Raw genomic sequence first — 12,830 nt, 5'->3', positions numbered from 1 at the left:
GAAGTCCGGTTTTGTGTTTCAGATGAAATCTCCTAACAGGAGTGGTACGGTATGATTATGAGTCTAATCCATAATGGAGGCGAAGCACATGAAACGAACGATCCCCCTTCTTTTATCCGCAACGTTTGGCGTGACCTTACTTGCCGGTTGTCAAGATCAACCGACACCAGAAGAACGGCTTGATGCCTACATCAAACTTTGGGAAAAACAAGATTACGATAAGATGTATACGTATGCGAGTACGGCTACTAAAAAGGAGTACGGTAAAAAAGAATTCATCGAGCGAACGAAACAATTATCAAAATCGCTTGATATTAAAAAGTTATCCGTCGAGCGAAAAAAAGCAGAGGAAGCGACGGATGACAAAAAAGCGTCTCTTCCCGTCCAAATCTCATTTGATACGATTGCAGGATCCGTTGCTTACGATAAACAAGTTCCATTGACGTTCGAAAAACAAGGTGAGACCGAAAACTGGTTTATCGACTGGGATACTTCTTTTGTCCTAAAAGATTTTAAAAAGGAGGACAAAGTCCAACTACAAACTGTTGAAGGCAAACGTGGTGATGTACTCGATGCGAACAATAAACCACTCGCGACCTCTGGTAAAGGATATGAAGTCGGTGCGACAGCCGGGCAATTAAAAGACGTCGCAAAAGTCGCTGAATTGCTCGACCGCCCGACCTCTTCGGTCGAAGATTCCTTAAAGGCAAGTTGGGTCAAAGATGGACAATTCGTTCCGCTCAAAACGCTGACCGACGAAGCAACGATTGATAAATTGCGTAACATCTCTGGAATCAGCGTCAAAGAGACAGAAGTCCGAACGTATCCGCTAGGTAAGGCAGCGTCTCATTTGATTGGATATATCGGTTCTGCAACAGCAGACGAAATCAAAGAATCGAAAAATCAAATCAAAGCTGGCGAACAAGTCGGGAAACGTGGGCTTGAACAAGTACTTGATGATCGCTTACGTGGTAAAGCTGGTGCGACGATCACCTTGCAGAAAAAAGACGGTTCAAGCGTTACCGTTGCCGAAACGAAACCGACGGATGGCGAAGATATCGCGTTGACGATTGATGCCGCTCTTCAGAAAAAAACCTATGACACGATGCAGGATGATCCCGGAACAGCATCAGCGATTGATCCGCGGACCGGTGAAACGCGTGTCTTACTCAGTTCTCCTGGCTTTGATCCTTCTGAATTCATGTCAGGAATCTCGCAAGCGCGACTCGATGAACTGACGCAGGATCCGGATCAGCCATTGTTGAACCGATTCACGAGTGCCTTTGCACCCGGTTCGACTCAAAAACCTTTAACAGCCGCTGTCGGATTGAAGAGTGGAACACTCGATCCCGAAAAAGCCTATACGATCAACGGACTGAAGAATAAAATTGATGGCTTTAACGTCACCCGCATCCATGAGACACCGGGTCCGGTCAATCTTCATAATGCACTCGTCTATTCCGACAACATCTACTTCGCCCGTTCGACACTCGAACAAGTCGGAACAAAGGCGTTTACGTCTGGTCTCGAAGCACTCGGGTACGGCGAAAAGCTACCGTTCACGTATCCGTTACGTGCCTCACAGATCTCAAACGACGGCACGATTGCTTCTGATGGACAGCTGATGGACACGTCTTACGGACAAGGTCAGATGTTGACGAATATTCTACATTTGGCATCGATGTATGAGATTTTCCTGACGGATGGAACAATCTATCGTCCGACACTCTTACAAGAAGAAAAAACGAAGCAAGTCTTTAAGAAGGATCTACTCGATGCAGACGATGCGAAGATGATTCGCGATGATCTCTATGATGTCGTTCATAACGGTTATACGCTTCCGGCTGACATCAAGGAAGTTGATGTTGCCGGTAAGACAGGTACCGCAGAATTGAAAAAAGCAGGAGAAACCGACGGCAAAGAGAATGGCTTCTTTGTCGGCTATGATAACGACAAAAAAGATCTTCTTGTTGCCATCATGATCGAGTCAGTCGAAAAAGAAGATCGTGGTAGTCCGTATGTATCCGGACTCGTCGCCGAAGTACTCAAACAAAATCGATGATCGGAGTGATTCCGTAATGATCCGAATAAGCCGCACTTCAGACCTCCCTGCCCTGCTTACAATGACGGCTGAGACATTCGCGCATCATAAGCAGTTGTCGCCTCACTTTCACCCAGATGTAACGACACCATACACGCTGGAGTCTTTAAGTCAGATGGTAGAAACAGAACAACACCTCTGTCTGACAGCGCTCGACGGAGAAACAATCGTTGGTTACTTGTTCGGTAAGTGGACGGCACCAAAATCCGACCGGTTTACGCCCGTTCGGATTTTGAACATCACTGACGTCGGTGTCACGGATTCCCATCGTTCGTCGGGAATCGGTCGCCAGTTGATGCAGGTTGCGGAAGAAGTCGCGCTCGAACGCAAGTTTGATGCGGTTCGCTTAAGCGTTTGGGCGGTCAACGACCGGGCCGCAACGTTTTATGAGGAACTCGGGTTTGAGCCACTGTATATGAGTCTGCAAAAGCCACTCACTCAAAAATAATATTAAACTAGACACGAAACAGCGGATGATCACTTGATCATCCGCTCTTTTTATTAATGTGAAGGAGTCGTCGCAAGGCGTGCTGCCATCAATTGTTTGATTGTCTCGCGATCGTTCTGATGGAGCAAGTCGACGATTTTACTGCCGACGATGACACCAGAAACCGGTCGACTCAATTGTTTGACGTGTTCCGGTGTACTGATTCCGAATCCGGCAAGTACTGGTACCGGGCTATGGGCTGCGACATTTGCTAAATGGTCTTCGAGCGTCGTATCAAACGTCGTTTGTCCGCCTGTTGTCCCGTTGACTGTGACCGCATAAAGGAATCCTTCGCTTTTATCCGCAATCTTTTGGATCCGCTCCATCGGACTCGTCAAGGAGACGAGTTGGACGAGCGCGATGTCTGACTTGTCTTCTTGTTCGAAGAACTGTTCGCTCTGCTCAAGTGGAAGATCGGGAATGATCAATCCGTCGACACCGACTTCGCGGCACGTCGCAAGAAATGCCGTTAAACCATACCGGAAAATCGGATTCAAGTACGTCATCAAGACGATCGGAACATCGACATTCTGACGCGCGGTCCGGACTGCATCGAGCACGTCCTTTAGTCCGACGTTCGTTTCTAAAGCACGAAGCCCTGCTTCTTGAATGACCGGACCATCGGCGACGGGATCCGAAAACGGTACGCCGACTTCAATCGCTGTCGCGCCAGACTCAGCGAGGAACGCCAGTATTTCTGGGAGTTGATCGATGCCCCCATCTCCCCCCATGACGTACGGGATGAAGGCTTTTTCGCCCTTACTTGTAACGCTACGAATCGCTGTTTCTAATCGCATCATGCTTCCCCCTTTAGTGCGTTTCGAACAGTGACGACATCTTTGTCACCGCGTCCAGATAAACAAATGACCAGAACTTCATCTTCCTTCATCTCAGCAGCGAGTTGTGTCGCATAGGCAATCGCGTGTGCTGATTCGAGTGCAGGGATAATTCCTTCCTTGCGGCTCAATAGTTGTAGTGCTTCGAGTGCTTGTTCGTCGGTCACAGCTTCGTATTTGACGCGACCGATATCTTTGAGCAGACTATGTTCCGGTCCGACACCTGGATAATCAAGTCCTGCTGAGATTGAGTGCGCTTCTTGTACTTGACCGTGTGCATCCTGTAAGAGATACATCATCGATCCGTGCAAGACTCCGACCTCTCCTTTTGTCATCGTCGCTGCGTGTTTATCCGTCTCAACACCACTTCCGGCTGCTTCGATGCCGTACAATTCCACGTCCGTATCATCGATGAACGGATGGAACATCCCGATCGCATTACTGCCACCGCCAACACAAGCAACGATTGCCTCTGGCAGACGCCCTTCTTTTTCGATGATTTGACGACGCGTCTCTTTTCCGATGACCGCTTGGAAATCACGAACAAGTTGCGGGAACGGATGTGGTCCGAGAACGGATCCCATCAAGTAGTGTGTATCGTCAACGTGTTTGACCCAGTAGCGAAGTGCCTCGTTGACGGCATCTTTGAGTGTTCGGCTTCCTTGTGTAACTGGGATAACGGTTGCTCCGAGCAACTCCATCCGGAAGACGTTCAATTCCTGGCGCCGGACGTCCTCTTCACCCATGAAGATGACACATTCGAGATCGAGTAAAGCACAAACCGTTGCTGTTGCGACACCATGTTGCCCTGCACCGGTCTCGGCAACGATTTTCCGTTTACCCATTCGCTCAGCTAGTAATGCTTGTCCGATTGTATTATTGATTTTGTGCGCACCCGTATGATTCAAGTCCTCTCGTTTCAAGTAGATTTTTGCGCCACCCACTGTTTTCGTCAAATGTTCCGCGAAATAAAGCGGTGTCTCACGCCCGACGTATTCTTTCAGTAATTCGTCCATCCGTGTTTGAAACGCTGGATCCTCCTTCACTTCTGCATATGCTTCCTCGAGTTCAATCACTGCGTGCATCAATGTTTCCGGGATATAACGACCACCATATTTACCGTATTGACCTAGTGTATCCGGTTGTGCGTAGCTCATATTTCTCTCTCCTTTACGGCATCTGCAAATGCCTGCATTTTTATAGGATCTTTCCGTCCATCCGTCTCGATACCACTTGAGACATCGACGGCGAACGGTTGATAACGTCTGATTGCTTCTCCTACGTTCCCTGCTGTCAAACCGCCAGCAATGAACAGCGGACGATTGGTTTGAATCTCTCGTGACCAGTCGAATGTCTCGCCACTTCCTGCAACCGGTGCGTCGACAAGCAGGTAATCCGCCTGTTGCTGTGCTTCTGCGATATCCGTCGCCGGGACCGCTTGAATGATTGGGACCGGTAGCTTGCCGTCCGGGATGATGCCATGAATTTGAATGAGATCCAGTTCGACTTGTTCGACGGCGTCGACCACCTGTTGATAGGTCGGGGAGACGAACACACCGACAGCTTGAATCGTGCTCGGAATGTCTCGTCTGAGACGTGCTGCCTCTTCAAGCGTGACCTGTCGTTTACTTTTGGCAAAGACGAAGCCGATGTAATCGGCGAAGCGAACTGCTGCTTCGACATGTTCTCTTTCCCGGAGACCACAGAACTTAATCCGTGTCATACGCGCACGCCACTCACTTCTCGGATGAAGACTTGCGGATCATCTGCCCGCATCAATGTCTCACCGATGAGAATCCCGTCTGCACCAGCCGCGTGTAACCGCTGTGCTTCTTCGACCGTCTTAATCCCACTTTCACTGATGTACCGGACATTCGGTTGTTTCTGTTCCAGTAATCCGACCGATGTCTGCAAATCGACTTCGAATTTCTTTAAGTTGCGATTGTTGATACCGATGATTTGCGCATCAATCGCCTCTGCTCGACGTAACTCTTCTTCATTATGAACTTCAACAAGAACTTCTAGCTCCTCCGCTTGTGCATACGCATGTAGATCAGCAAGCGTTTCCTGTTCGAGAGCGGCGACGATCAAGAGAATCAATCGTGCACCGTGTGCTTTGGCACGGTCAATTTGAACCCGGTCGATGATAAAATCTTTGCAGAGGACGGGGATATCGACTGCTGAAGCAACTGCTGCTAAATCGTCCATCGATCCTTTGAAATACGTCTCGTCCGTCAAGACGGAGATGACAGTGGCCCCACTCGCTTCATACTGTTTTGCCTGTGCGACGACGTCGATGTCGAGTGCGATTGCCCCTTTAGAGGGTGAAGCCCGTTTGATTTCCGCGATGACGGATAAATCAGTGCCTGCTAATCGCTGTGCGATGGACGGCTTCAATGCCTCTCGCTCAGTTCGTTCGACCCCGTTTAATTTCAATTGTAGAACTTCTGTCCGTTTCGTTTCGATGATGCGCTCTAAGATATTCATCCGATTGCTTCCTCCCGAGTCATTTGTCTTAATTGATTTAATCGTTCCATCGCTCGTCCTGAGTCGATGCTATCTGCTGCTAGAGCAATCCCTTCTTCGATCGTCTTCGCCCGGTTCGCTGCAAAGAGGGCGATCCCAGCGTTCAGTAGGACGGTGTCGCGATAAGCACCATTCTCTCCACCCAGAACACGGAGTAATATCGCGGCATTCTCTTTTGCACTTCCACCGCGGATTGCTTCAAGTGGAGCTGTCTTCAGTCCGACTTCCTCCGGGTGAAGACTGAAACGAATCAGTTCCCCTTCGTCAAGTAAGACGAGTTGGTTCGTTCCGGCAAGGGATGCCTCGTCCATTCCGTTCGCACCGTGTAAGACAATCGCCCGCTTCCGTCCGAGTCGGTGCAGCGTCAACGCCATCGTCTCGAGCATATCCTCCCGGTAAATTCCTAACAGTTGTGTCTTGAGCGGAACCGGATTCGTTAACGGACCGATCAAGTTAAAGATTGTCGGAATCCGCAGATCGCGCCGGACTTTCATAATTTGCTTGACGCGTGGATGCATCCGTTGCGCAAACAAGAAGGCGATTCCATTCGTCTCGAGTTGCTCTGCTAAGCGTTCCGGTGTTGCATCAAGCGAAATACCGAGTGCTTCGAGCACGTCGGCACTCCCCGTCTTACTTGAGACACTCCGGTTACCGTGCTTCGCGACTTTCATTCCTGCACCTGCAAGAACGAAGGCGGCTGTCGTACTGATGTTAAACGATTGCGAACCGTCGCCACCTGTTCCACAGTTATCCATGAAATCACCTGTGACCGGAATGTCGAGTGCGACTTCACGCATGATTGAAGCGAGTCCCGCTAGTTCTTCCGCTGTCTCCCCTTTTGCTTTTAGTGCAACGAGAAAAGCGGCAATTTCGCTATCGGTCACGTCTTCTGCAAATAGTTCACGTGCTGCCTGTTGCATCTCTTCATATCGTAAATTCTTCGCTTCCGCTAATTTTAATAATGTCTCTTTCATCGTTTGTCACTCCTTCGTCAATTCAATGAATCGTTTAATCATCTGCTGCCCTTGAGGCGTTCCGACGGATTCTGGATGAAACTGGATGCCGAATGTCGGATGTGACTTGTGTTCGAGCGCCATGATCGTCCGGTCCTCCGTTTCTGCCGTGATGACGAGTTCCGTTGGTAAATCGTTTCGCGCGACGATCAGGGAATGGTAGCGCATGACCTCTAGTGTTTCCGTCATCTCATGAAAGAGTTGACCGGTTTGTTGAATCATTGATGTCTTCCCGTGCATGATGACCGGTGCTTCGATGACACGTCCACCGAAGGCTTCCCCGATTGCTTGATGACCGAGGCAGACGCCAAGAATCGGTACTTGACCGGATAGTTGACGAATCAGATCGATGCAGATGCCAGCGTCAGCCGGACGGCCAGGACCGGGTGAGAGAATGATGCCGTCCGGCTTCATCTCACGTAGTTCTTCTATGCTGATTGCATCGTTTCGAATGACGTGGACGTCCGTATAAACCGATGCGTATTGATATAGGTTATAGGTAAAGGAATCATAGTTATCAATCAGGACGATCATTTCCAAACCTCCAGTAGTGATTTTGCTTTGTGTAATGTCTCCTGATACTCCAGGCGTGGAATCGAGTCATAGACGATACCAGCACCTGCTTGAACGGAGGCAACGCCATCTTTGATGACCATCGTCCGAATGGCGAGGGCAAAATCCATATTCCCGCGAATGTCGAAATAGCCAACAGCTCCGGCATATACTTCTCGTTTGACCTGTTCATACTGATCAATCAGTTGCATCGCTCGGATTTTCGGAGCACCGGTGACCGTTCCTGCCGGGAGACAAGAGACAAGTGCATCTGCTCCGGTCTTACCGTCTGCTAACGTACCTTCGACGACCGAGACGAGATGCATAACGTTCTTGAATCGTTCGATTTGCATGAAACGTGTCACCTCGACTGTACCAATCTGACAAATCCGTCCTAAGTCGTTGCGTCCAAGATCGACAAGCATTCGATGTTCAGCTCGTTCCTTCTCGTCGTGCAGCAACTCTTCTGCTAACCGTCCATCTTCCTCTTTCGTCTTTCCACGACGACGTGTACCGGCAATCGGATTTGTCGTCACCCGGTCTCCTTTGACTTTGACGAGACTTTCAGGAGAAGCCCCAAGTACGATTGCTTCGCCTAAGTCGATATAAAAGAGATAGGGACTCGGATTATCCTTACGGAGCTTCCGATAAAATTGGAACGGATCACCTGAGAACGTCGCATCAAGTCGTTGCGAGAGAACCAGTTGGAAGACGTCTCCTTGCCGAATATGTGTCTTCGCTTGCTCAACGAGCCCTTCAAACGTCTCTTGATCCATCAATGGTTCATAGATGACATCCCGGAGTGGTCGCTCGATATCCGTTCGTTCTCGCGGTTGCTCGAGTTGCGCTTTTCGTTCTGCCAAACGTTGACGTAAGACGTCACGATCGGTGATGCCACCAAGTGACGTTTGAATCAAATGAACACGATGCTCGAGATGATCGAACAGGATGATTTGGTCGTAGACTGCGAGCAGCGCGTCCGGTAGTTGGCGCGTTCGCTCCGGCACCGCTCCGAGCGTCTCATACGCCCGCATCATGTCGTATCCGACATATCCGATCCCGCCTGCTAAAAACGGTAGGTGTTCTTCGACACCCTTGCGGAGGATCATCTGTTGCATCAGTCGCACTGGATCACCCGTTTCCTGCGTCTGTTGTCCTGTCGTTAACTGCTCCCGCGTTACCGTTCGCCCTTCTGCGCGGATCATTTCTACCGGATCGACACCGATGATTGAATACCGTCCATGATCCGTATGGGCAGAGCTTTCAAGTAAACATTTCTGTGTTCCACTCAGTTGTTGGAAAATCATGATCGGCGTCATCTCGTCGCCATTTAGTTCAAGTTGTTCAATGATAAGTGTGTCTGTCTGAACCATCCCTGTTCGCCTCCTGGAATATAAAAAAAGTCCCCCACACAGCGTATGCTGTATGGAGGACGATTATCTCGCGGTGCCACCTCTCGATTGGAACGGTTCGACCGTTCCCACTCTGTCTGATGCGTCTAAATAAGAGACATCATAGCCTACGATAACGGGGGCATCCGTCGCGACCTACTTCTTCGTTCAGCCACGCTCTCATGAGACCATTCACGAAACCTCGCCGTACGGAAGTCGCACCATTCTTCCGCTCTCTGAAACGCCGATGTTGTTTCGTTACTTAACTCACTCTACGATTTATTCGATTCAATTGTATACGAAAAGGGTCTTCTCGCCCATTCATGTAGAACATGAAGGACGGGAAGACCCGCGGTACCACCTTCGTTGACGATGCTGACATCGTCCCCTTTGAAACAAACCGGACCATTGTCCTGATTTGTCGACCCCAATAACGGGAGGAACCCGTCAGAGCCTACTACCCACTTAAAGGATTCGGTCTGAAGCTCGGAAGGCCATTCGCTTGTTGCCCGATACTGATTCGCACCACCCATCAGCTCTCTTAAATCGTTTCACAAGTTACTTCTCTTCGTCTTTGCTATCGTGTGTTGAATTGATTCTTATATTACGATGCTTCTTCTTCCCTGTCAACTGGAAACTCTCAGTATAAGGAAAGTTGGTTCGGATCAATCGATTCGAGCGATTGCTTGACAGTTTGGAGGAACTGTCCAGCAACAAGTCCGTCAAGTACCCTGTGGTCGATCGACATACAAAGATTGACCATGTCGCGTGCTGCAAACATGCCGTTCACCCAAACTGGACGTTTAACGATTGATTCAACAGATAGTATCGCTGCTTGCGGGAAGTTAAGGATCGGCGCCGATTGAATCGAACCGAATGAGCCCGTATTGTTGACGGTAAACGTCCCACCTTGCATCTCAGCAGAAGATAACGTACCAGCTTGTGCACGTTTACCAAAGTCATCGATCGCGCGTGCGATGCCTTTGATGCTTAATTCATCCGCATTCTTAACGACCGGTACGAATAGAGCATCCTGCGTCGCAACAGCAAGTGACAGGTTGATCGCTTTCTTTTGAATGATCTTATCCCCCGCCCATGTCGAGTTCATGATTGGATGTTTCTTCAATCCTTCAACCGTCGCCTTCATGAAGAATGGCAAGAACGTCAATTTGACGCCTTCTTGTTTGAAGAACGCATCTTTATGACGGTTACGTGCTTCGACCAAGTTCGTCACATCGACTTCGATCATTAACCACGCATGTGGTGCTTCGTGTTTCGCACGTACCATGTTTGAAGCAATCGCTTGGCGTACACCGGCAGTCGGGATCTCAATGTCACCTGTCTCTGTCGGTTGTGGCGCACTAACTGGACGTTTCGGTGCTGGTGGTGCTTCGACCGCTGGAGTCGCTACCGGAGTGGCTTGCGCTTCCGGTTTTGGTTCTGCGGTTTGTGGTGTCGGATTCGATCCGGATTCGATCAGTTTCAACAGATCTTTCCGAGTAATCCGTCCGCCAGCTCCCGTACCCGTCACTTGTTCGAGATCAATACCGTGTTCTCCCGATAGTTTCAAGACAGCTGGTGAATAGCGTTTTTTCATCGATGTATCAGACGACGTCGTTTCTTCGACAGCCGGTACTTCTTGTTCTGTCGCAGCGACTTCCGTTGACCCACCGCTGACTTGCATCGTGACAATCGCGTCACCGACTTGCAACGTCTCGCCTTCTTCTGCAAGGAGTGTCTCGATCACACCATCAAACGAAGATGGGACTTCTGCCGTTACCTTATCAGTAATGACTTCTGCAATCGGATCATATTTTTTGACAGTATCGCCCGGTTTGACGAGCCACATTGAAATCGTTCCTTCTGTGACGCTTTCTCCGAGTTGTGGCATCGTAAGTGTTTCAGTCTTCATCGATCAGTTCCCCCTTAGTATGCGTGCAACGTCCGGATTTTATCTTCGATTTTCTCACTTGAGATGTTGAAGAACTTCTCCATTGTCGGAGCGTATGGCATGGCTGGTACGTCTGGACCACAGAGTCGTTCGATTGGTGCATCAAGATCAAACAATGCTTCTTCTGCAATGATTGCCGACACTTCACTCATGACGCTACCTTCTTTATTATCTTCCGTAACAAGCAAGACTTTCCCCGTCTTTTTCGCCGCTTCGACGACTGCTTCGCGGTCGATCGGATAAACAGTCCGTAAATCAAGGATGTGGACATCAATCCCGTCTTTTTCAAGGCGCGTTGCCGCTTCGAGTGCCATATGGACACACAGACCGTACGTGATGATTGTGACATCTTCTCCCTCACGTTTTACGTCTGCTTTACCAATTTCGACTGTATAGTCGCCTTCCGGAACATCGCCTTTCAACAGGCGATAACCACGTTTATGCTCAAAGAACAAGACTGGGTCATTCGAACGAATCGCTGCCTTCAGCAATCCTTTTGCATCGTATGGATTAGACGGGATGACGATTTTTAGACCTGGTGTCGAGTTGAACATCGCTTCGACCGATTGGGAATGATAGAGTGCTCCGTGAATGCCGCCGCCGAACGGTGCGCGGATGACGATCGGACACGTCCAATCGTTGTTCGAACGATACCGAATCTTCGCTGCTTCACTGACGATTTGGTTGACCGCTGGCATGATGAAGTCAGCGAATTGCATTTCAGCGATTGGGCGCATCCCGTACATTGCAGCTCCAATCCCAACACCGGCAATCGCACTCTCAGCAAGTGGTGCATCAATGACGCGTTCTTCTCCGAATTGTTCGAGCAACCCTTGTGTCGCGCGGAAGACACCGCCTCGGACACCGACATCTTCGCCGAGGATGAAGACGGATTCGTCCCGTTCCATCTCTTCTTTGATTGCACTGTTGATCGCTTCGATTAAACTTAACGTCGTCATTTCGTTTCCTCCTCGTCGTACACGTAACGTAATGCATTTTCTGGTGCATCGTATGCTGCTGCTTCCGCATAAGCTGTCGCTTCATCGACTTCTTTCTCCATCGTTTGTTCGATTTCGGTCGCTGTTTCTTCTGTCAAAACACCCATTTCGATTAGACGTGCACGGAAGAGTTTGATTCCGTCACGTGCTTTTAAGGCATCGAGTTCTTCAGCAGAACGGTACGATTTATCGTCATCATCCGATGAGTGTGGCACGAGGCGTTCAACTTCAACCTCGATCAATGTTGGACCTTCGCCCCGTAATCCACGTTCGCGTGCTTCCTTGACGACCTTGTAGACAGCGAGCGGATCAATGCCATCCACCGTATATCCCGGCATTCCATACCCGATCGCACGGTCAGCAACGTGTTTTGCCGACAATTGCTTCGAAAGTGGTGTCGAAATTGCATACTTATTGTTTTCACAAAACAAGATGACAGGGAGCTTATGGATTCCAGCGAAGTTTGCCCCTTCATGGAAATCACCTTGGTTTGAAGAACCTTCTCCGAACGAGACGTAAGCAACGAGTGGTTCCTTGCGCATCTTCGCAGCCAGTGCAATTCCAACGGCATGAGGTACTTGTGTCGTAACTGGACTTGAACCTGTCACGATATTTAAAGCACGTGAACCATAGTGTCCTGGCATTTGACGACCACCTGAGTTTGGATCTTCTGCTTTTGCGAATGCCGACAGCATGATATCGCGTGATGTTTGACCGAAGTGCAAGACGACGCCTAAATCACGGTAATACGGCAAAATATAATCCGTTCCTTTTTCAAGTGCGAACGCCGCACCGACTTGAGCCGCTTCTTGCCCTTGGCACGAGACGAGGAATGGAATTTTACCTGCACGGTTCAACTTCCACATCCGTTCATCGATCTTCCGCGCACGGACCATCGTTTCGAACATGTGAATCGCGTCCTGTTCCGTTAATCCAAGTTCTACTAATTCTTTGAATTCTATTTTTTCCATCCGT

General features: G+C 49.4%; 12 protein-coding genes and 2 other annotated features. Of the genes, 2 read left to right on the top strand and 10 right to left on the bottom strand.

What is annotated here, in order from left to right; translation table 11 throughout:
• Nucleotides 1-88 precede the first annotated feature (88 nt).
• Nucleotides 89-2,062: a penicillin-binding transpeptidase domain-containing protein gene (locus tag ADM98_RS06910; protein WP_053452823.1), complete on the top strand. Its 1,974-nt coding sequence runs from the start codon at nucleotides 89-91 to the stop codon at nucleotides 2,060-2,062.
• 16 nt (nucleotides 2,063-2,078) lie between these two features.
• Nucleotides 2,079-2,549 (top strand): GNAT family N-acetyltransferase, encoded by a 471-nt coding sequence (locus tag ADM98_RS17130; RefSeq protein ID WP_160315918.1) that lies wholly within the window; start codon nucleotides 2,079-2,081, stop codon nucleotides 2,547-2,549.
• 53 nt (nucleotides 2,550-2,602) lie between these two features.
• On the opposite strand, the gene trpA is transcribed toward ADM98_RS17130, so the two are convergent.
• The 10 genes from trpA to ADM98_RS06850 all read right to left on the bottom strand — a co-directional run bounded on the left by trpA (nucleotide 2,603) and on the right by ADM98_RS06850 (nucleotide 12,826).
• Nucleotides 2,603-3,385, bottom strand: a complete 783-nt coding sequence (gene trpA, locus ADM98_RS06900) for a tryptophan synthase subunit alpha (protein ID WP_053452821.1) — start codon at nucleotides 3,383-3,385, stop codon at nucleotides 2,603-2,605.
• Nucleotides 3,385-4,581 carry a tryptophan synthase subunit beta gene (trpB, locus tag ADM98_RS06895; RefSeq protein WP_053452820.1) on the bottom strand — a complete coding sequence of 399 codons (1,197 nt, stop codon included), beginning with the start codon at nucleotides 4,579-4,581 and terminating at the stop codon, nucleotides 3,385-3,387. Before trpB ends, trpA begins: the two co-directional genes overlap by 1 nt.
• On the bottom strand, nucleotides 4,578-5,147 hold the full coding sequence (locus tag ADM98_RS06890) for a phosphoribosylanthranilate isomerase (RefSeq protein WP_053452819.1): 570 nt from the start codon (nucleotides 5,145-5,147) through the stop codon (nucleotides 4,578-4,580). The genes trpB and ADM98_RS06890 overlap by 4 nt, the downstream gene beginning before the upstream one ends.
• Nucleotides 5,144-5,911 carry an indole-3-glycerol phosphate synthase TrpC gene (gene trpC, locus ADM98_RS06885; protein WP_053452818.1) on the bottom strand — a complete coding sequence of 256 codons (768 nt, stop codon included), beginning with the start codon at nucleotides 5,909-5,911 and terminating at the stop codon, nucleotides 5,144-5,146. Before trpC ends, ADM98_RS06890 begins: the two co-directional genes overlap by 4 nt.
• Entirely contained in the window at nucleotides 5,908-6,924 is a 1,017-nt protein-coding gene (gene trpD / locus ADM98_RS06880; protein ID WP_053452817.1) for an anthranilate phosphoribosyltransferase, read from the bottom strand. Before trpD ends, trpC begins: the two co-directional genes overlap by 4 nt.
• Before the next feature lie 6 nt (nucleotides 6,925-6,930).
• A complete protein-coding gene (locus tag ADM98_RS06875; RefSeq protein WP_053452816.1) occupies nucleotides 6,931-7,497 on the bottom strand; it encodes an anthranilate synthase component II in 567 nt (188 codons plus the stop codon).
• Complete coding sequence (gene trpE, locus ADM98_RS06870) at nucleotides 7,494-8,888, bottom strand: anthranilate synthase component I (protein WP_053452815.1); 1,395 nt, start codon at nucleotides 8,886-8,888, stop codon at nucleotides 7,494-7,496. The genes ADM98_RS06875 and trpE overlap by 4 nt, the downstream gene beginning before the upstream one ends.
• Nucleotides 8,889-8,940: 52 nt before the next feature.
• Nucleotides 8,941-9,190 (bottom strand) — a binding site (T-box leader).
• Between the two features lie 48 nt (nucleotides 9,191-9,238).
• Nucleotides 9,239-9,490: a binding site (T-box leader), on the bottom strand.
• A 56-nt stretch (nucleotides 9,491-9,546) separates the two neighbouring features.
• Nucleotides 9,547-10,818: a dihydrolipoamide acetyltransferase family protein gene (locus ADM98_RS06860; protein WP_053452813.1), complete on the bottom strand. Its 1,272-nt coding sequence runs from the start codon at nucleotides 10,816-10,818 to the stop codon at nucleotides 9,547-9,549.
• 14 nt (nucleotides 10,819-10,832) lie between these two features.
• Complete coding sequence (locus ADM98_RS06855; RefSeq protein WP_023467596.1) at nucleotides 10,833-11,816, bottom strand: alpha-ketoacid dehydrogenase subunit beta; 984 nt, start codon at nucleotides 11,814-11,816, stop codon at nucleotides 10,833-10,835.
• The gene (locus ADM98_RS06850; protein ID WP_053452812.1) at nucleotides 11,813-12,826 is read right to left on the bottom strand and encodes a thiamine pyrophosphate-dependent dehydrogenase E1 component subunit alpha; all 1,014 of its coding nucleotides are present in this window, start codon (nucleotides 12,824-12,826) and stop codon (nucleotides 11,813-11,815) included. Before ADM98_RS06850 ends, ADM98_RS06855 begins: the two co-directional genes overlap by 4 nt.
• Nucleotides 12,827-12,830 lie beyond the last annotated feature (4 nt).

This window comes from Exiguobacterium sp. BMC-KP, assembly GCF_001275385.1.
Classification (GTDB): domain Bacteria; phylum Bacillota; class Bacilli; order Exiguobacteriales; family Exiguobacteriaceae; genus Exiguobacterium_A.
The sequence above is the reverse complement of the archived record's forward strand: the minus strand, read 5'-3'. Positions and strand labels throughout refer to the sequence as shown.

Bases quoted from the DNA above. Each gene is read 5' to 3' on its own strand.
- ADM98_RS06910 (WP_053452823.1), top strand. From the start codon at position 89: ATGAAACGAACGATCCCCCTTCTTTTATCCGCAACGTTTGGCGTGACC.
- ADM98_RS17130 (WP_160315918.1), top strand. From the start codon at position 2,079: ATGATCCGAATAAGCCGCACTTCAGACCTCCCTGCCCTGCTTACAATG.
- trpA (WP_053452821.1), bottom strand. From the start codon at position 3,385: ATGCGATTAGAAACAGCGATTCGTAGCGTTACAAGTAAGGGCGAAAAA.
- trpB (WP_053452820.1), bottom strand. From the start codon at position 4,581: ATGAGCTACGCACAACCGGATACACTAGGTCAATACGGTAAATATGGT.
- ADM98_RS06890 (WP_053452819.1), bottom strand. From the start codon at position 5,147: ATGACACGGATTAAGTTCTGTGGTCTCCGGGAAAGAGAACATGTCGAA.
- trpC (WP_053452818.1), bottom strand. From the start codon at position 5,911: ATGAATATCTTAGAGCGCATCATCGAAACGAAACGGACAGAAGTTCTA.
- trpD (WP_053452817.1), bottom strand. From the start codon at position 6,924: ATGAAAGAGACATTATTAAAATTAGCGGAAGCGAAGAATTTACGATAT.
- ADM98_RS06875 (WP_053452816.1), bottom strand. From the start codon at position 7,497: ATGATCGTCCTGATTGATAACTATGATTCCTTTACCTATAACCTATAT.
- trpE (WP_053452815.1), bottom strand. From the start codon at position 8,888: ATGGTTCAGACAGACACACTTATCATTGAACAACTTGAACTAAATGGC.
- ADM98_RS06860 (WP_053452813.1), bottom strand. From the start codon at position 10,818: ATGAAGACTGAAACACTTACGATGCCACAACTCGGAGAAAGCGTCACA.
- ADM98_RS06855 (WP_023467596.1), bottom strand. From the start codon at position 11,816: ATGACGACGTTAAGTTTAATCGAAGCGATCAACAGTGCAATCAAAGAA.
- ADM98_RS06850 (WP_053452812.1), bottom strand. From the start codon at position 12,826: ATGGAAAAAATAGAATTCAAAGAATTAGTAGAACTTGGATTAACGGAA.